The sequence below is a fragment of the Streptomyces sp. NPDC029674 genome, assembly GCF_044903205.1.
GTDB lineage: Bacteria > Actinomycetota > Actinomycetes > Streptomycetales > Streptomycetaceae > Streptomyces.
Window position 1 is genome coordinate 114,502 of the sequence record NZ_JBJDPY010000021.1, and the last position, 18,967, is coordinate 133,468.

The 18,967-nt window shown below is 72.5% G+C and carries 13 protein-coding genes and 1 pseudogene; 10 read left to right on the top strand and 4 right to left on the bottom strand.

Annotation, left to right across the window (positions count from 1 at the left end):
• Positions 1-130: 130 nt before the first annotated feature.
• A complete protein-coding gene (locus ACI2L3_RS35080) occupies positions 131-343 on the top strand; it encodes an MbtH family protein (protein WP_404756471.1) in 213 nt (70 codons plus the stop codon).
• 61 nt (positions 344-404) lie between these two features.
• Positions 405-2,019: pseudogene (locus ACI2L3_RS35085) on the top strand (amidohydrolase).
• On the opposite strand, the gene helR reads toward ACI2L3_RS35085, so the two are convergent.
• Positions 2,006-4,228 (bottom strand): RNA polymerase recycling motor ATPase HelR, encoded by a 2,223-nt coding sequence (helR, locus tag ACI2L3_RS35090; RefSeq protein WP_404756489.1) that lies wholly within the window; start codon positions 4,226-4,228, stop codon positions 2,006-2,008. The pseudogene ACI2L3_RS35085 and the gene helR overlap by 14 nt on opposite strands.
• A 352-nt stretch (positions 4,229-4,580) precedes the next feature.
• On the opposite strand from helR, the gene ACI2L3_RS35095 reads away from it, so the two are divergent.
• Entirely contained in the window at positions 4,581-5,048 is a 468-nt protein-coding gene (locus ACI2L3_RS35095) for a GNAT family N-acetyltransferase (protein ID WP_404756472.1), read from the top strand.
• A 46-nt stretch (positions 5,049-5,094) separates the two neighbouring features.
• Here the strand turns inward: ACI2L3_RS35095 and argB are convergent, their stop codons facing one another.
• The 3 genes from argB to ACI2L3_RS35110 all read right to left on the bottom strand — a co-directional run bounded on the left by argB (position 5,095) and on the right by ACI2L3_RS35110 (position 7,724).
• Positions 5,095-5,946, bottom strand: a complete 852-nt coding sequence (gene argB, locus ACI2L3_RS35100) for an acetylglutamate kinase (protein ID WP_404756473.1) — start codon at positions 5,944-5,946, stop codon at positions 5,095-5,097.
• Positions 5,943-6,983: an N-acetyl-gamma-glutamyl-phosphate reductase gene (argC, locus tag ACI2L3_RS35105; RefSeq protein ID WP_404756474.1), complete on the bottom strand. Its 1,041-nt coding sequence runs from the start codon at positions 6,981-6,983 to the stop codon at positions 5,943-5,945. Before argC ends, argB begins: the two co-directional genes overlap by 4 nt.
• 84 nt (positions 6,984-7,067) lie before the next feature.
• Positions 7,068-7,724 (bottom strand): isochorismatase family protein, encoded by a 657-nt coding sequence (locus tag ACI2L3_RS35110; RefSeq protein ID WP_404756475.1) that lies wholly within the window; start codon positions 7,722-7,724, stop codon positions 7,068-7,070.
• 300 nt (positions 7,725-8,024) lie between these two features.
• Between ACI2L3_RS35110 and ACI2L3_RS35115 the strand changes: the two genes are divergently transcribed.
• The 7 genes from ACI2L3_RS35115 to ACI2L3_RS35145 all read left to right on the top strand — a co-directional run bounded on the left by ACI2L3_RS35115 (position 8,025) and on the right by ACI2L3_RS35145 (position 18,755).
• Positions 8,025-9,455, top strand: a complete 1,431-nt coding sequence (locus tag ACI2L3_RS35115; RefSeq protein WP_404756476.1) for a DUF4192 domain-containing protein — start codon at positions 8,025-8,027, stop codon at positions 9,453-9,455.
• Between the two features lie 167 nt (positions 9,456-9,622).
• Positions 9,623-11,707 carry a glycogen debranching N-terminal domain-containing protein gene (locus tag ACI2L3_RS35120; RefSeq protein WP_404756477.1) on the top strand — a complete coding sequence of 695 codons (2,085 nt, stop codon included), beginning with the start codon at positions 9,623-9,625 and terminating at the stop codon, positions 11,705-11,707.
• Between the two features lie 119 nt (positions 11,708-11,826).
• Positions 11,827-12,588 (top strand): NUDIX domain-containing protein, encoded by a 762-nt coding sequence (locus ACI2L3_RS35125; RefSeq protein WP_404756478.1) that lies wholly within the window; start codon positions 11,827-11,829, stop codon positions 12,586-12,588.
• A 201-nt stretch (positions 12,589-12,789) separates the two neighbouring features.
• The gene (locus tag ACI2L3_RS35130) at positions 12,790-14,700 is read left to right on the top strand and encodes an ATP-binding cassette domain-containing protein (RefSeq protein WP_404756479.1); all 1,911 of its coding nucleotides are present in this window, start codon (positions 12,790-12,792) and stop codon (positions 14,698-14,700) included.
• A 162-nt stretch (positions 14,701-14,862) separates the two neighbouring features.
• The gene (locus tag ACI2L3_RS35135; RefSeq protein ID WP_404756480.1) at positions 14,863-15,750 is read left to right on the top strand and encodes a FadR/GntR family transcriptional regulator; all 888 of its coding nucleotides are present in this window, start codon (positions 14,863-14,865) and stop codon (positions 15,748-15,750) included.
• Positions 15,751-16,221: 471 nt separating this feature from the next.
• Positions 16,222-17,766 (top strand): RNA polymerase sigma factor, encoded by a 1,545-nt coding sequence (locus ACI2L3_RS35140; RefSeq protein WP_404756481.1) that lies wholly within the window; start codon positions 16,222-16,224, stop codon positions 17,764-17,766.
• 158 nt (positions 17,767-17,924) lie between these two features.
• Complete coding sequence (locus ACI2L3_RS35145; protein WP_404756482.1) at positions 17,925-18,755, top strand: S1 family peptidase; 831 nt, start codon at positions 17,925-17,927, stop codon at positions 18,753-18,755.
• The last annotated feature ends 212 nt before the right edge of the window (positions 18,756-18,967 follow it).

The window sequence follows — 18,967 nt, forward strand, 5'->3', positions numbered from 1 at the left end:
CTTGTGAGAGGGAAGGAAGAAAGGCTAAGCTCGCATTAATTTAGGGGAGCCTAACCTAATTCTTCGGCACCGCCCAAGACCCCTGACCACCGCCAACACACGTCCGTACCGCCCAAGGAGGCACCGACACATGAGCACCAACCCCTTCGACGACCCCGAAGGCCGCTTCCTGGTCCTGGTCAACGACGAGGGGCAGCACTCGCTCTGGCCGTCCTTCGTCGAGGTCCCCGGCGGCTGGACCGTCGCCTTCGAGGAGAACACGCGGGACGCCTGCCTGGAGTACATCGAGACCAACTGGACCGACCTGCGCCCCCGGTCCCTCGTGACCTCCGTGGAAGGCTGACTGCCCCCACCCCCAGTACGCGTTACGCGCTACGCGTCCGCCCCGCGGAGGGACACCGTCGATGCTCTGCACCAGACTGACGAACGCCCGCTTCCGCACCATGGATCCGGACCACCCCGTCGCCCACGACCTGGGCATCTGGCGGGGCCGGATCGTCGGCCTCGACGAGGCCGTGACCGCACTGCCCGCGCGCGAGGTCATCGACATGGAGGGCGCCACCGTGCTGCCCGGGTTCGTCGACGCCCACGTGCACCTGGCCTGGACCGGGTTCAAAGAGAACACCCTGAGCATCGCGGGCCGCACGCGGATCGACGACGTGCTCGCCGTCGTGGACGCGGCGGCCACCCGCGAGGGGGCGCCCGGCTCCTGGCTGAGCATCGCCGGCTACGACCAGCGCGCCCTCGGCCGCCATCTGACCGCCGCCGAACTGGACCGGGTCAGCCACGGCCGCAAGGTGTTCCTGCTGCACGACTCCGGGCACGGCTGCGTCGTCAACTCCGCCGTCCTCGACCTGCTCCCCGCCGACGTCCCGCACGAGAACGGCTTCCTGGCGGAGGGCGCGATGGGCGCCGCCCGCGCGCTGCGCCTGCCGTACTCGCAGCGCGAGGTGGCCGAAGCGGTCGGGCGCGCCGCCCGGACCTGTCTGGCCGAGGGCGTCACCGCCTGCGCCGAGGCGGGCATCGGCGGCACCCTCTTCGGCCACAGCCCGGTCGAGCTGGGCGCCTACCAACTCGCCCGCGACGAGGGCCTGTTACCCCTGCGCGTGCAGCTCATGGTGTCAGCGGAACGGCTCAACCCGGTCGCCGCGCACGCGACCGACGGCATCCCCCAGAGCCCTCGACCTCGGCCTGCGCACCGGCTTCGGCGACGACCGGCTCTCCGTGGGCGCGCTGAAGATCTACACCGACGGCGGCATGATGGCCAGGACCGCCGCGCTCAGCAGCCCGTACGAAGGCCTCGACCACGCGGGCCAGTTGCAGGACGACCCGCAGACCCTCACCGACACGATCGTGGACGGCCACCTCGCCGGGTGGCAGCTCGCCGTCCACGCGATCGGCGACCGCGCGGCCGACCTCGCCCTGGACGCCCTGGAACGCGCCCAGCGCCTGCGGCCGCGGCCCACCGCCCGGCACCGTATCGAGCACGCCGGACTGATCCGCCCCGACCAGCTCCCGCGCTTCGCGCGGCTCGGCGTCAGCGCGGTCGTCCAGCCCAACTTCCTGCGCTCCTTCGGCGACGACTACGCCGCGATCATGGGTAAGGAGAGGGCACCCTGGCTCTACCGGGGCCGGGGCTTCCTCGACCAAGGCATCCCTCTCATCGGCAGCTCCGACCGTCCCGTGACGGACGGATCCCCGTTGCGCGCCATCCAGTTCATGGTCGAGCGCGCCTCCGCGTCGGGCCAGGTGATCGGCCCGGACGAGGGCATCACCGTCGACGAGGCCCTGCACGCCTACACGGTCGCCGGCGCCCGCGCCTGCCACTGGGAGGACACCCTGGGCAGCCTCACCCCGGGCAAGCGCGCCGACCTGGTCGTACTGGGCGACGACCCCTGCCGCGTCGACCCGTCCCGCATCGGCGCCATCGAGGTGACCGCTACCTACGTCGACGGCCGCGCGACGGGGGCAGCAGGCACCCCGTGGACACACCGCCCCGCCACCCTCAGGAACCCGTGAGGATCACGAGCTGCTGGGTCGCCCGGGTCATCGCGACATAGCGGTCGACCGCTCCCTCGATGCCCTCGCCGAAGGTGTCCGGTTCGACGAGCACCACCAGGTCGAATTCGAGGCCCTTCGAGAGCTCCGGCGTCAGACACCTCACGCGCGGCGGGGCCTGGAACTTCTCCTGGAACGCGGGGTTGCCGATGACGCAGGCGACCCCGCCGTCGTGCGCGGCGAGCCAGGTGTCGAGGACCGACTCCAGGTCCACGACCGCCCCGTGGACCACGGGGACGCCGCTGCTGCGGATGGACGTCGGTACGTTCGCGTCGGGAAGCTCGGCCCGGATGACCGGCTCGGCCTCCGCCATCACCTCTTCCGGGGTGCGGTAGTTGATGCTCAGGGAGGCCATTGTGATCCGGTTGATACCGGCCCGCTCCAGGCGCTCCTCCCACGACTCGGTGAAGCCATGCCTTGCCTGGGCGCGGTCACCGACGATGGTGAAGCTCCGGGACGGGCAGCGCAGCAGCAGCATCTGCCACTCCGCGTCGGTCAGTTCCTGGGCCTCGTCCACGACGACGTGCACGAAGGGCCCCGCGAGCCGGTCCGGGTCCTCGGTGGGCAGGGCGCTCTCGTCGATCAGGCTGTCCTGGAGGTCCTTGCCGTGCAGCATCCGCACGGCGCCCTCGCTGTCGTCACCGGCCGAGGCGGAGTCGGCGGCCGCGAGGATCTGGTCGATGACGCCGGACATGCGCTCGCGCTCGGCGGCGACCGCGACGGCGTGCTGCCGCCGGCGCCGCGCCGCCGCAGGGTCGCCGAGGCGCTGCCGCGCCGCGTCCAGGAGCGGCAGGTCCGACACGGTCCAGGCCTGGGGCGCCTCCTTGCGCTGCAGACTCCTGACCTCGTCGCGGTCGAGCCAGGGCGCGCACATCCGCAGATACGCGGGGACCGTCCACAGGTCCGAGACGACATCGGCGGCTTCGAGCAGCGGCCACGCCCGGTTGAGGGTCGTGACCAGCTCCCTGTCCTGCCGCAGCGACCGCTGGAACATCTCGGGGGAGACGCCGTCCTCGTCCTCGTCCATGCCCAGCCTGTCCATCAGGATCGTGGCCAGTTCCTCCCAGATCAGCTCGCGCGCGTCGTTGTGCGCGGTGGCCGGGCCCGGCGCCCGGAACGCCTCGGCCCAGTCGGCGCTGCTCACCCGGACCTCGGACCAGGGTGTCCTTACCGTGACGGGCTCGGTCGGCGGCTCCTCGTAGAACGCGACGGCCTTCTCGATCGCCTTCACCATGTCCGCCGACGACTTCAGCCGGGCCACCGCGGGGTCGGCCTCGGGGACCGCCGTGGCGCCCTCGACGACGAGGTCCCGCAACGTACAGGTCTGCACGCCCTCCTCGCCCAGGCTGGGCAGGACATCGGCGACGTAACCGAGGTAGGGCTCATGCGGGCCGACGAAGAGCACGCTGCCGCGGCGGTTCTTGCCGAGGCGGGGGTCGGAGTAGAGGAGGTAGGCGGAGCGGTGCAGGGCGACGACGGTCTTGCCGGTGCCCGGCCCGCCGTCGACGACGAGCGCGCCGCGGGAGCCCGCGCGGATGATGGCGTCCTGGTCGGCCTGGATGGTGCCGAGCACGTCCCGCATCCGCGCGGACCGGTTGCTGCCCAGGCTGGCGATGAAGGCGGACTGGTCGTCGAGCGCGGCATGGTGTTCGAGGCCGTCGGCGGTGAACACCTCGTCCCAGTAGTCGCTGATCCGGCCGCTGGTCCAGCGGTACCTGCGGCGGCTCGCCAGACCCATCGGGTTGGCGTGGGTCGCCGCGAAGAACGGCTCGGCCGCGGGCGAACGCCAGTCGACGAGGAGACGGTTGCCCTCGCTGTCGGTGAGACCGAGGCGTCCGATGTAGAGAGTCTCCCCGCCGTCCGTGTCGTCGGAGCCGTCCGTGGTGACGACGTGTCCCAGGCAGAGGTCGAGACCGAAGCGGCGCAGGGTGCGCAGCCGGCCGCTCAGCCGGTGGATCTCCGAGTCCCGGTCCATCGCCTCCCGGCCGATGCCGCCGGGCGCCTTGCGCAGGACGTCGAGACGGCCGGAGAGTTCGCCGACGGCCTGTTCGAGGCTCCGCGCGATGGCGGCGAAGTGCCGCTCGTCGCGGCCGATCAGCGCCGGGTCCGCCTTGGAGGAGAGGTTGGCGGGCAGGTTGAACGCACTGGTGGTCAGGGGGGTCTCCGATATCCGCAGGATCAGGCTTAGGCCAGTGATTGTGCGAGACGACCGGGGCCTTGCCGCAAGCCCCCCGGTGCGCTATAAGTTGAGAGTGGCAAGAGGTGAGTACACCCTCTTGCCCTTTGTTGTTTCCGGGCCCGGTGCCCCGCCCCTCGGTGCCACGCCCGTCGGTGCGTTCGAAGATCCACCCTGACTGGACTCGCTAATTAGGTAAGGCTAACCTTACCTTGCTGTCCCGTTGGGGGACACGGCAGTGACACGGCGACGAGCCGTTCTTCGATCGTGGAACACCGAGGAAGGTCCAGCCTTGATCACGGCTACACCGCGCCCCGTACCGCCGCAGTACGAGCTTTCCGAGGGCATGTCCACTGTACGCGCCGCCCGCGAGGAGGACGCCGCCGCGCTCGTCGCCCTGTCCCGGCCCTTCGTACGTTCCGGAGCGCTGCGGGAGCGCCCGCCCTCGCTCTACGCGGCCCAGGCGTCCGACTTCCTCGTCATGGACGCCCCGGGAAGCCCCCTTGAGGGCTGTGTGGGCCTGCGCGTGCACCCGGCCGACCCGGCGGCGGGCCGCGGGGCCGTGGGCGTGCTGTACAACTTCTGCGTGGCCGGGCACAGGCAGGGCCGCGGAGTGGGCGCCGGGCTGCTGCGCGCCGTACTGGCCGCGGCGCACGCCAAATCGCTGAGCGCTCTGTTCACGGCGACCACGGGCGGGGGCGACCTGTTCCTCCGGTACGGATTCGCGCCGACGGACGCGCGGCTGGCACCCCCGTCCTGGGCCGGCTCGCTCGACCCCCGGCGCAACGCGCGCATCCTGGCGAGGATGCTCTGACGCGACGGTGAACCGACCGCCCACACCCCACTGAGCGGTCAGGGGATCAGACGGCGCACTCGTCACGGTCCGGGCTGTGGTCCGGGACCACGGTCGTGCCCGGGCTGGTCTCGCCCAGGACGCCGCGCAGCACCGCGTGCGGCACCCGCCCGTCGAGGACGTGCGCCTTGCGCACACCGCCGCGGACCGCCCGCAGGCAGCCCTCCATCTTCGGCAGCATCCCGCTCGCCAGCTTCGGCAGCAGTTCGTCCAGAGCGTCGGCCGTCAGGCTTTCGATCACCTCGGTGCTGTGCGGCCAGTTCGCGTACAGCCCCTCCACGTCGGTGAGCATCACCAGGCGCTCGGCGTCGAGGGCGACGGCCAGGGCCGACGCCGCGAGATCGGCGTTGACGTTGTAGACCTGGCCGTCCTCACCACGGGCCACGGGGGAGACGACCGGGATGTGGCCCTGCTCCAGCAGCGTGCGCACCGCGCCCGTGTTCACGTCCACGATGTCGCCGACGAGACCGATGTCCACCGGCCGGTCGTCCACCCAGACCGACCGCCGCACGGCGGTCATCGTGTGCGCGTCCTCGCCCGTCATGCCGACGGCGAGCGGCCCGTGGGCGTTGATGTGGCCGACGAGCTCCCGCTGGACCCGGCCGGTCAGCACCATGCGGACCACCTCCATGGTCTCCGGCGTCGTCACCCGCATGCCCGCCGCGAACCGGGTCTCCAGGCCGAGGCGGTCCAGCATCGCGTTGATCTGCGGGCCGCCCCCGTGTACGACGACGGGGCGCAGGCCCGCCTGCCACAACTCCACGACGTCACGGGCGAACGTCCGTTGCAGCTCCGCGTCCACCATGGCGTGACCGCCGAACTTCACGACGACCACGCTGCCTCGCAGCTCCGTGCTCACGGCGCCACTCCGTTCATGGGCAGGCCCATCCCTTCGGGCAGGCCGAGGGCCACGTTCATGCTCTGCACCGCGCCACCCGCGGTGCCCTTGGTCAGGTTGTCGATGGCGCTGACGCAGACGAGGCGGCGGGCGGCCGTGTCCACCGCCACCTGCAGCTGGGCGGTGTTGGAGCCGAGCACGGCGCCCGTGGACGGCCAGGTGCCGGGCGGCAGCAGGCGTACGAACGGCTCGTCGGCGTAGGCGGCTTCGTAGGCGGCGCGTACGTCGGCCTCGGCGGTGTCGGCCGGTACGCCGGGCCGCAGGCGCGCCGAGCAGGTCGCCAGGATGCCCCGGGGCATCGGCGCCAGGGTCGGGGTGAAGGACACGGTCACGTGCTCGCCCGCGACCTGGGACAGGTTCTGCGTCAGCTCCGGAGTGTGCCGGTGACCGCCACCCACTCCGTAGGGCGTCATCGAGCCCATCACCTCGGAACCGACCAGATGCGGTTTGGCCACGCGGCCCGCCCCCGACGTGCCGCTGGCGGCGACGACGACGGCCTCCGGCTCCACCAGCCGTGCCAGGAAGGCCGGGAAGAGCGCCAGGGTCACCGCCGTCGGGTAGCAGCCCGGCACGGCGACGCGGTCGCTGCCCTTCAAGGCGGCCCGCGCGCCCGGCAGTTCGGGCAGCCCGTAGGGCCAGGTCCCGGCGTGCGGAGAACCGTAGAACCGCTCCCAGTCGTCCGGCTCCCGCAGCCGGAAGTCCGCCCCGCTGTCCACGACGAGGGTGCCCGCCTCCAACTGCCCCGCCAGCGCGCCGGACTGACCGTGCGGCAGCGCCAGGAACACGACGTCGTGGCCGCGCAGGGACGCGGCCGATGTCTCCTCCAGGGTCCGGTCCGCGACGGCGGCCAAGTGCGGTTGTACGTCCCCGAGTCGCCGCCCCGCGCTGCTGTGCGCGGTCACCGCGCCGATCTCGACCTCCGGATGCGACAACAGCAGACGGAGGATCTCCCCGCCGGCATAGCCACTTGCTCCGGCCACCGCGGCCCGTACTGTCATGGTCTCCGTCTCTCGTGGTGTCCGTCTGTGTGTCCGTGCGTCCATGCGTCCGTGTGTCCGCCTGTCGGCGTGTCCGTGCGGTGGTCAGGCGTTGTGCGGCTCCCTGTGCAGGAGCAGGCCGCGCAGCAGGCCGTCCGTCGTGCAGACCATGCCGGTGCGGGCCGCCCAGCGCAGCGCCAGGGTGTGTTCCTCGGCGGAGAGGTCGGCCACCGCGTCGGCGACGACGAACGGCTGGATGTCGTTCATGAAGGCGTCCGCCGCGGTCAGCAGGACGCCCAGGTGTGCGTACACCCCGCAGATGATCAGCTGGTCGCGGCCCTTCGACCGCAGCAGCCTGCCGAGATGACTGCGCAGGAAGGCGTTGTGGCGCACGTTCGACAGCAGATGTTCGCCGGGGCGCGGGGTGAGCGGCGCGACGATCGCGGCGGCGCCCGGCTCGTCCCCGATGCCCGGGCCCCACATGTCGGCCGCGAGCCCTCGCTGGCCGGGACCTTGCCCGGCCGGCTCCGCGCTGAAGACGACGGGCATGCCCAGGGTCGCCGCGAGCTCCCGGAGCGTCGCGATGTTGTCGACGAGCTCCACCACAGGGGAACGCCCGGCGGAGAGCGCGCCCACGAAGTGGTTCTGCATGTCGTGGACCAGCAGCGCGGCACGTACCGGATCGATCCGCCAGGAGACGTGCGACCGGGGGAGGGCGGTGCGGTCCGGCATCGGGTAGGAGCCGATGGCGGGTAGGCCCATGGGTGATTTCCCTCCCCTGAAGACGCGCGCACCGCTGGGTCCGATTGGGTCCGATGGGTTCGAACTGCGAGTTGACCTTAGCTTAGCCTAACCTAAATAACGGCATGGCTGGTTGGGTCGGCCGGTCGGCCATCGGTCAACTGTCGGTCAGCTGGGCGCTGGTTGTGATGCTGGCGCATGGCTCATCTTGGCCCGGGAGCGGGGGAGTTCGCCGGGGCTGTGGATAACCCTTGGCGTGCCCCTGACCGGGGTTATCCACAGGGCCAACCGGAACCCTGCGATCCGCGGGAGAGTCGGCGCATGACGAATCACAGCGAAGCAACCGACCCGCTCGGACCGCTCGACCCGCCCGCACCGCTCGACGAGCCGGTGGTCACCCTGCGCACGCCGGCCGAACTGGCGGACGCCCTCCCGTACTTGCTCGGATTCAAGCCCGAGGAAAGCGTCGTGCTCATCGCCCTGCACGGCAAGCGCGGACGGTTCGGCGGCCGGGTGCGCCTCGGCGTCCCCGAGCGAGCGGAGGACTGGCCCGGCGTCGCGGAGCAGCTGGCCGAATGCCTGGTGAGCGGGTGCGAGAGGAGGGAATCGCGCCCCGACGGGATCGTCGCCTTCCTCTGTCAGGAGCCCGTCGGCGCGGAGACCGGGCAAGCGGTCGTGGCGCGCCTGCGGCCGCTGGCACAAGTGCTGCGCACGGCATGCGGCCGCCTCGACGTCCCGGTGCTCGAAGTCGTGTGCATCTCGGCAGGCCGCTTCTGGACCTACTGCTGCCCGGACACCCGATGCTGCCCGCCGGAGGGCGTCCCCCTGCTCAGGCCGGGCACCTCGGTCCTGGCCGCTGCCGCCACCTATCTGGGCGTCCGGGCGAGCGCCACGCAGAGCGAGATCAGGAGGCGGCTGACCCCATGGAACACCGCCGCGGCGACGGACCAAGAGAGGGTGCTCGACGCGGCAGGACTCGAACTCGTCCCCAGGATCGTGAGCGAGGAGGACCGCGACGACGACGGGAGTGGGCAGGACGGACACGGAGTCGCCGCCGAGACGCTCGACCTGGCCCGTCGGATCATGGCGCGCCTGGCCGCCGCGCCCCCGACGGCCGACACCCTCGACGCGGACAACAAGGACGACGAGCTGCTCGCCCACGACGAGGCGGCCGCCTTGATCTTCGGCCTGCAGTCCAGGACGACCCGTGATCGCGCGGCGGAATGGATGGAGGGCGACGAGGCACCGGCCGCGCTGCGCCTCTGGCGTGCGCTGGCCAGGCGCTGCGTCGGTGCGTACGCGGAGCACGCGGCGCCACCACTGGCCCTCGCGGGCTGGGTCGCCTGGTCCCTGGGAGACCTCGCGGAAGGCCAGGAGGCCCTCGACATGGCGCTGTGCGCCGACTCCGACTACACCTTCGCGCTGCTCCTCAGCCGCGCCTGCAACGAAGACATCGACCCCGAGTCGATCCGCCGCTGCCTGCGGAGGAGGCGCGACGAACGTGCCGGGGAGGCGGTGCCGGGCGCGGCGCCCGAAGCCCTGGAAGAGGCCTCTCCGCGACGGCGGCGCCGTCGACGAGTGCCCCGCGCGGCGCCGGGCGAGGGACCTGAAGTTCCCGTCGGCCCTCGCGCCGCCCCTGGCACGGCCCCCACCGCCCCTCGCACCGCCGGCGGCACGCGAGCCCCCGGCAGTCCGGGCACAGGCCCGCGAAACCGCCGCCGCACCGTCCGGCGCAGTGCCCGGGACGACTGATGGACGCGCGGTTCCCGTGCTGGGCCAGATGGTCGGCTTCAGGGTGCGAGGCGTGACTTGGGACGGGGTCGCTCCGTTCACCTGAGTGGCGGTACCTCCGCAGGCGGGTCGCGCCGCCGCACCTCCTCCGACCTCCCGTCGCGCAGACAACGCAGAAGAAGCCGCCCATGTCTCTTCCCGTTCCGTCTTCCGTCTTCGACAGAGAGGGGCACCGGCGAGCCGCGCCGGCCCCCGCACCCTTCCCCGGCGGACCGGCACCGGCACCGGCTCTGACTCCGGTTCCGGCTCCGGTCACGCGCCGCCCCGCCGAACTGCCGCCCGCACACTCCCTGCTGATCTGCGTCGCCCTGCCCGCCTTCGCGATCTCGACGGACCAGGGGCAACTGACCGGCCGAGGGCTGGAGGGCTTCTACCGCGCGGGGCGCCGGACCCTGTCCCGTTGCCAGGTGCGCGTGGCGGGGCGCGAGCCGGTCGCCGTACAGGCCCGCATGCTGTCCGCGGACAGCGCCCGCTTCGTAGCCACCCTGCGCCTGTCGACGGACGGCGGCCCGGACCCCGAGGTCGTAGTCGAGCGGGTCCGCCACGCCGACGGCACGGAGCGCATCACACTGCACAGCGCGTCCGGGCGCCCGCTGCGGCTGCCCCTCGAAGTCTCCCTCGGCACGGACCTCGCCGAGGTGGGCGTGGTCGCCTCGGGCAGGGCAGGCCCCGAACTGCCCGCCAGCGTGCACGACTCCGGCATGCGGTGGTCCTCCGACACGGCCCACTGCGTGGTCACGGCGGCCCCCGCGCCCGCGGACGCCCTGGCTTCCGCGGGACTGCTGCGCTGGGAGGTGGACCTGCCGCCGGGCGGCTCGCGGAGCGTGGAGCTGCGGGTGCGGCCCGACGGTGCCGGGCCGGTCCGGGCCGCCGGGCACGGCGTGCTGCGCTCGGGATCCGGGGTCAAGGTCGTCGGTGACGACCCCCGGGTCCAGCCGCTCCTCGCCCGGTCCGTCGAGGATCTGCAGGCACTGCTGCTGCGCGACCCCCACCACCCGACCGACCTCTACCCGGCCGCGGGGGCGCCGTGGCGCTGCGGACTCGCGCCGGCCGAAGCACTGGCCGCCGCCCGCATGGCGCTGCCGCTCGGCACGCGCATCGCCACCGGGACGCTGCGCACCCTCGCCCGCAGCCAACTCGCAGGTCCGGGACCGCGCTCAGGCATGATCCCCGGCCCGCTGCGGGACGCGGGACCGCACCTGCCACCCGGCTGCACGGGCACCGAGGCGACCCTGCTCTTCCCGGTGCTCCTCGCGGAGGCGTGGCGCTGGGGGCTCCCCGCGCAGGAGGTCGAGGAACTGCTGCCCGCGGCGGAGCGGTGCCTGCGGTGGCTGCGCACCTCGGTCGGTGACGGCGCGTTCCTGTCCGACGCCCGCCCGGGCGGGCTCGCGCGCGGCGAGATCCAGGCTCACGCCCATCGCGCCGCGATCCTCGGCGCCGACCTGCTCGACGCGCACGGCCGCGAGGATCCCGCCGGTCTGCGGCAGTGGGCCGCCCGGCTGCGGTCCGCGTTCCAGGAGGAGTTCTGGGTGGCGGACCGGGCCGGCGGCAGACCCGCCGCCGCCCGCCTTGCCGACGGACGGCTCGTGCCGCACCTCACCGGCGGAGCGGCGCACCTCCTGGACACCGGCCTGCTCGGGTCCGGCACGTTCGCTCCCGGACTGCTCGACAAGATCAGGACCGAGCAGCTCGCCCGGCTGCTCGGCGGCCCCGCCATGGACTCCGGCTGGGGGCTGCGCAGTCTCGGCGCGAAGGAGGCCGCGTACAACCCGTTCGGGCACAGGGGAGGGGCGGTCCGCGTGCAGGAGACGGCCGTCGCCGTCGCGGGCCTTGCGGCGGCGGGATACGAGAAGGAGGCCGACTCACTGCTCCGCGGCCTGCTCTCCGCGGCCGAGTCCTTCGGCCACCGGCTGCCCGAGATGTACGCGGGGGAGCAGCGCACGGAGGGCGGTGCTCCGCTGCCGCACCCGGCCGCCTGCCGCCCGGCGGCCACCGCCGCGGCCGCGGGGGTGCACGTCCTCGTGGCGCTCGCCGGGGTCAGGCCCGACGCGCCCGCCCGCTCGGTGAAGCTGAGCCCGCTCCGCAGCGCCCCGCTGGGCGAGCTGGGGCTGAGCGCGCTGAGCGTCGCGGGAGCCCCCTTCTCCGTACGCGTCAGCAGGCTCGGCCTCGCGATGGTCGAGGAGGCGGCCGACGGACTGCAGTTGGGAGTGTGACCTCGCCGGACCGGGGGCGGCGGCGCGAGGAGGAACGGACGGAGCGGCCCGGCACCCCGGACCGTGAAGCAATGGACGAAGGAGGTGTTTATCGTCAGGCAGACGACTATGATCGCGGCATGTCGCCCTACGACCCGTCGGCCTTCCCGCCCTTCGCAGTCACCGTCGACCTGGTCGTGCTGACCGTGCGCCGGCACGCGCTCTGCGCACTGGCCGTGCGCCGCGGTGAGCAGCCGTTCCAAGGGCGTTGGGCGCTCCCGGGAGGTTTCGTACGGGCCGACGAGGATCTGTCGGCGGCGGCCGCCCGCGAGCTGATCGAGGAAACGGGCCTGTGCGCCCACGACCCCGACACCCCGGCCCAGGCCAACGGAGCGCATCTCGAACAGCTCGCCACCTACGGGGACCCCAAGCGCGATCCGCGCATGCGCGTGGTCAGCGTGGCCCACCTCGCGCTCGCGCCGGACCTGCCCGCGCCGCGGGCCGGCGGCGACGCGCACAGCGCCCGCTGGGCGCCGGTCGAGGCCCTGCTCAAACAGGGGGGCTACGGCCGTGAGGACGAGCAGGCGGCACCGCTCGCCTTCGACCACGCCCAGATCCTCGCGGACGGCGTGGAGCGCGCCCGCTCCAAGATCGAGTACTCCTCGCTGGCCACCGCGTTCTGCCCGCCGGAGTTCACCGTCGGCGAGCTGCGGCGGGTGTACGAGGCGGTCTGGGGCGTCGTCCTCGACCCGCGCAACTTCCACCGCAAGGTCACGGGCACCCCGGGCTTCCTCGTGCCCACCGGCGGCACCACCACCCGGCAGGGCGGCCGCCCCGCCCAGCTCTTCCGCGCGGGCGGCGCGACGCTCCTCAACCCGCCGATGCTGCGCCCCGAAGTCTGACGGCGCTCCGGCGGCCGCGCTCGGCGCCACCTGCTGATCCCGCCCCGGCCGGGCGGCCCGGTGGACACAAGCGGCCCCAGCCCTGACCGAAAAGCCGCAAATGTCGCGTTATCTTGCTGCAGTACCCACGGGGTCCGTCCGTCCCCGATCCGGCGGACGGGCCCCGGCCGCCGAGCGGTCGCACATCCTGCGAGAGAAGCGATGATCCAGGCCATCGGACTGACCAGCACCCCCCGCCAGGAGCTCCCGCCCGCCGTGGACGACGTGTCCTTCGAGGCGCCCACCGGCCGTGTCACGGCGCTGCTCGACGCCGACACCGACGGCGCGACCACGGTGCTGCGGCTGATGCTCGAACTCCAACAGGGCCGTGGAATCACGTACTTCAGAGGCCGCCCACTGCACCGCATCGCCCGGCCCGCACGCGAAGTGGGCGCCCTCCTGGGCGATGTCCCCGGCCACCCCGCACGTTCAGTCCGCGGCCATCTGCGCATGCTCTGCGCGGCCGTGGGCGTGCCCGTCGGACGCGCCGACGACGTGCTGGAGGTCGTCGGACTCGTCAGCCTCCGCGACCAGCGCCTCGGCACGCTCTCACGCGGCATGGACCGCCGTCTGGGGCTCGCGTGCGCACTGCTCGCCGACCCGCACACACTCGTCCTCGACGGGCCGGGCGACGGCCTCTCGGCCCGGGAGAGCGCGTGGCTGCACGGAATCCTGCGGGCCCACGCGGGTCGGGGCGGCACGGTCCTGTTCAGTACGGACGACCCCAAGGAGGCCGCTCGGACCGCCGACCGCGTCGTCACCCTGGAGTCCGGGAGGCTGGCCGCCGACCAGGAGGCCACGGACTTCGCCCGGACCCGGCTCCGCCCCCGCGTCGCCGTCCGGAGCCCGCACGCCGCCCGCCTCGGCGCTCTCCTCGCCAAAGAGGCACGCGCGAGCCGCCGCTCGATCGAGGTGGTCACAGAGGGCGGCAACAGGCTCTCCGTCTACGGGAGCAACTGCGCCGACGTGGGGGAGATCGCGTACCGGCACGGCATCCTCGTCCACCAACTCGCCGACGAGACCGGCGACACGGGACCGTCGAAACAAGCGGACGCGGTCGAGCCGCTTCACACCGTGACCAGGGCCGGGACGCCCGCTGAACCGCGCACGGCCGACGCCTCCGCCGACCCCGACGCGGAGCCCACCGTCGAAGACCCACAAGAAACCCGGCCGCTCCCGCTCCAAGGCGACGACACCGTTCCGCTCGACGCCAGGCCCACGCGCCTCGGTGCGCTCGCGCGAACCACACCCACCCCGCGGGGCGCATTGTCCACCCTGCCGCCCCCCATCACCGTCCGCCCCAGCAGAAGCCCCCTCAACCCCGTGCGCTACGAACTGCGCCGCCTGCTGGGCGTCGGCGCCGGCTACCTCACCCTGGCCGCCGTCCTCGCCGCCTCCGCCCTGTTCTGCGTCCTCCTGGCACGGACCGGACACACACCGCAGCCGCGCCTTCTCGCCGCCTGGCCGCACGAACTTCCCCTGCCGCCCGCGGCCCTTGGCGCCGGACTGCTGGGAGCCCTCGCGTTCGGCGACGAGTTCCGCCACCCCGCGCTCGCCGTGGACCGGGGCACCGTCCCGCGCCGCCTCGGAATGCTCGGCGCCAAACTGCTCGTCGCGGCCGCCACCGCGCTGCTCCTGAGCACCCTCGCGGTCGCCTCCGACGCCGCGCTGCTCCACCTCGTATACGGAGACGAGCTCGCAGAAGTTCCCGCCGACTGGCTTGCGCTGAGCGTGAGTTGGGTAGCCCTGGTGACGGGCTGCGCCTGGGCCGGGGTGCTGGCCGCGGGCGTCTTCCGGTCCACGGCGGCGGGCCTCGCCGCGGTGGTCGCGGTGCCGATCGTCGTCGTACCCCTCGTACAGAAGGCCGTCGGGGGACCGGCTGTGCGATCCGCGGCCGGGCTTCCTGGGCGGCTCAGGGACCTCGCTCTGGTGCAGTGGCCGTTCGGCGCCGAGCGGTATCTGGCGGCGGGATTGCGCATGATCGCTCAACCCGTGGGCGGCGCGCTGATGTTGTCGCTCACCGCTCTGCTCTGCACTTATCTGTTCACGGCGACGCGCAGCAGGATCCGCTGAAGGCCGTCCGCGGCCGTCCGTTGCGGCGCTCTGCGCAACTCCCCTGACGGCGTCCGTTTCTTTCCGATAAGGCGTCAATTGCGGCGGGGTAAGCGATCACCCTTTCGTGTGCTTTTCACCAAAGACCTCAAGGGAGTTGGAGACAGCGCCGACAACTGATCCGTGAGTACCCTTGCGCACACCATGATGACCACCGCCCGCTCCGCCGACTCCGGCCTCGCCGGACCGGGCGACCTCGACCGATACCCGTACGCGGAGCCCGCCGGTGGCGACCGCGTCGTCGCTCCCGTGTGGGACGGCCCCGATCAGGATCTGGGGCGCATGGGCCGGCGCGCCGCCGGAAGCCGCGGCCGCGGGCTGCACGGCCAACTCGTCCAGCAGCTCGGCCAGATGATCGTCTCCGGCGACCTCGGAGCCGACCGCCCCCTCGTCCCCGAGGAGATCGGCCAGCGCTTCGAGGTCTCCCGCACCGTCGTCCGCGAGTCCCTCCGCGTGCTCGAGGCCAAGGGCCTCGTCAGCGCCCGGCCCAACGTCGGGACGCGCGTGCGTCCCGTCAGCGACTGGAACCTGCTCGACCCCGACATCATCGAGTGGCGGGCCTTCGGCCCACAGCGCGACGACCAGCGGCGCGAGCTCGGCGAGCTGCGCTGGATGATCGAGCCCCTCGCCGCCCGCCTCGCCGCCGGTCACGGCCGCGAGGAGGTGCAGCAGCGCCTCGCCGACATGGTCGAGATCATGGGGCACGCCCTTGGCCAGGGCGACGTGATCACCTTCTCCCGTGCCGACGCGGAGTTTCACTCGCTGCTCATCCAGGTCGCCGGCAACCGCATGCTCGAGCACCTGTCCGGCATCGTCTCGGCCGCCCTCCAGGTCTCGGGCGGGCCGATCACCGGCTGCGACCGCCCCAGCGAGGCGTCCCTCGTGCACCACTCGCGCGTCGTCGAGTGCCTCGCGGCGGGTGACGGCGCCGGCGCCGAGGCCGCCATGCGGCAGCTGCTCGTCGTCCACCCCGAGGTGGAGCGCGTCGTGCCCGCTCCGCGCGAGCACTGACCGCGCGGCCACGTCGGCGCCGCTGTCGTGCGCGTGCCCCGCGGTGGCGCTGAGTCGTCGCGTACGCCACTGCGCGACCGTCGACGCCTCCCCGCCCACCGCTTCTCCGTGTCGCCGGATCTCTGCGGGCTCCTCAGGAGCCCGACGGAGTCCGGCGACACGATTGTGGGGGGTTTCTTCGCGGGGCATCGGGGGATCATTCGTGCATGCGTATAGGTGGCTTCTGACCGCATATGGATACTTTTGAGCGCTTACGGGGTGTGACTCGGGCCACGTAGATTGGGCGTAACGCTCCAAGGAACAGCGCGATGACCTAAGAGGTGATAGCCGAGGAGGGAATACAGACGTCGTCCGCGACGCTGTGCAGCTCCCCGGCCCCGCCCGCGCCGTCGGCACAATCCCCAGCCGCCGGTCGTCGGCTCCGGTCCACAATGGACGGGGCCGGAAGCCGTTTTCCAACGTTCCGAGAGGTTGTTCGTGTCGGCCAGCACATCCCGTACGCTCCCGCCGGAGATCGCCGAATCCGTCTCTGTCATGGCGCTCATCGAGCGGGGAAAGGCTGATGGGCAGATCGCCGGCGATGACGTGCGTCGTGCCTTCGAAGCTGACCAGATTCCGGCCACTCAGTGGAAGAACGTTCTGCGCAGCCTCAACCAGATCCTCGAGGAAGAGGGTGTGACGCTGATGGTCAGTGCCGCGGAGCCGAAGCGCCCCCGCAAGAGCGTCGCAGCGAAGAGCCCGGCCAAGCGCACCGCGACCAGGACGGTCGCCGCCAAGGCCGCCACGGCGAAGCCCACCGCCACCGCCGCCACTGAGGCGTCGACCGCGGACGGTGCCTCTGAGGACGCGCCCGCGAAGAAGGTCGCCGCCAAGAAGACGACGGCGAAGAAGGCCGTCGCCAAGAAGACCGCCGCCAAGAAGACGGCGGCCAAGAAGACCACCTCCAAGAAGGATGCCGACGAGCTCCTGGACGAAGAGGTCACCGAGGAGGCACCCGCCGCCGGCAAGCCCGGCGAGGGCGAGCCCGCCGAGGAGGGCGCTCAGGGCTTCGTGCTGTCCGACGAGGACGAGGACGACGCCCCGGCCCAGCAGGTCGCCGCGGCCGGCGCCACCGCCGACCCCGTCAAGGACTACCTGAAGCAGATCGGCAAGGTCCCGCTGCTCAACGCCGAGCAGGAGGTCGAGCTCGCCAAGCGCATCGAGGCCGGCCTGTTCGCCGAGGACAAGCTGGCCAACGCCGACAAGCTCGCCCCGAAGCTCAAGCGTGAGCTCGAGATCATCGCCGAGGACGGCCGCCGCGCCAAGAACCACCTCCTGGAGGCCAACCTCCGCCTGGTGGTCTCCCTGGCCAAGCGCTACACCGGCCGCGGCATGCTCTTCCTGGACCTCATCCAGGAGGGCAACCTCGGTCTGATCCGCGCGGTCGAGAAGTTCGACTACACCAAGGGCTACAAGTTCTCCACGTACGCCACCTGGTGGATCCGTCAGGCGATCACCCGCGCCATGGCCGACCAGGCCCGCACCATCCGTATCCCGGTGCACATGGTCGAGGTCATCAACAAGCTGGCCCGTGTCCAGCGCCAGATGCTCCAGGACCTGGGCCGTGAGCCCACTCCGGAGGAGCTGGCCAAGGAACTCGACATGACCCCCGAGAAGGTCATCGAGGTCCAGAAGTACGGCCGTGAGCCGATCTCCCTCCACACCCCCCTGGGTGAGGACGGCGACAGCGAGTTCGGTGACCTCATCGAGGACTCCGAAGCGGTCGTGCCGGCCGACGCGGTCAGCTTCACGCTCCTCCAGGAGCAGCTGCACTCCGTCCTGGACACCCTGTCCGAGCGTGAGGCGGGCGTGGTCTCCATGCGCTTCGGCCTCACGGACGGACAGCCCAAGACCCTCGACGAGATCGGCAAGGTTTACGGGGTGACGCGTGAGCGCATCCGTCAGATCGAGTCGAAGACGATGTCGAAGCTGCGTCACCCGTCGCGTTCGCAGGTCCTGCGCGACTACCTCGACTAGGCACCGGCAGTCCGAGCGTCACTCGAAAGGCCCGAAGTCCGCGGCACGCGGCTTCGGGCCTTTCGAGTGCGCGGGGCAGGTGCGTGTGCGCGGGTGCGGGGTGGGCGATACTGCATGACTCTGGGGTACGCATCGGCAACCCAGAGTGAGGAGATCGCATGCGTCGTCCCTTCGCCCGAGCGTGGACCGCATCGCTGGTTCTGGCGGCCATGGCCGCGGCCCTGCCACTGGCTTCACCGGGGCCCGCGGCGGCCGACAGCGTGGTCGTCGGGGGCAGCCCGGTGGAGGTGTCAGAGAGCCCATGGGTGGTGGCGATCGCCAGCCGTGACCGGTTCGGGGGTGAGCGCTCGGGACAGTTCTGCGGCGGCGTGGCCACCGGGCGCTCCACGGTCCTGACGGCGGCCCACTGCATGACCGAGGACGTACTGGGGGTGCCGCTGGGCCGGGTGGCGGACCTGAAGGTCCTCGTCGGCCGCGGAGACCTGCGGTCGTCGGAGGGGACCGAGGTCCGGGTGAGCGAGGTCTGGGTCAACCCGGAGTACGACGCCTACACGAACTCCGGAGACGTGGCGGCGCTGACCCTGGCCGAGCCGCTGCCCGAGGGGCACACGATCCGCATGGCGGGCCAGGGTGACCCCGCGTACGAAGCGGAGACCCCCGCGACCGTCTACGGCTGGGGGGACACCACGGGCACCGGCGACTACGCCCGTGCGCTGCACGCGGCGCCCGTGAAGGTCCTGGCGGACGCGGTGTGTGAGAAGGCGTATCCGGGCAGTGCGGAGGGCCGCTTCCTGGCGCGCAGCATGCTCTGCGCCGGTGAGATGGCCGGCGGCCGGGACGCCTGTCAGGGGGACAGCGGCGGGCCGCTGGTCGCGCGTGGGCGGCTCATCGGCCTTGTGTCCTGGGGAAGCGGCTGTGGCCGTCCCGGGAGGCCCGGCGTCTACACGCGGATCTCGGAGACCGTCGGAGCGCTGAGCGCCCGCGAGTGAGCCTCTGCCCAGCGGTCCTGGCTCGGGGGGCCCGGCAGGGGATCGGGGCGCCCAGGGAGGGGCTCAGGGCCGCCGGAAGGGGTCTGGGCATCCCCCGTGACGAGAGCGGGGGGGGGGGGCCCCGGGGGGGGGGGGGGGGGGGGCCCCGGGCCCCCCCCGGGGGGGGGGGGGGGGGGGGGGGGGGGGGGGGGGGGGGGGGGGGGGAGGAGGGG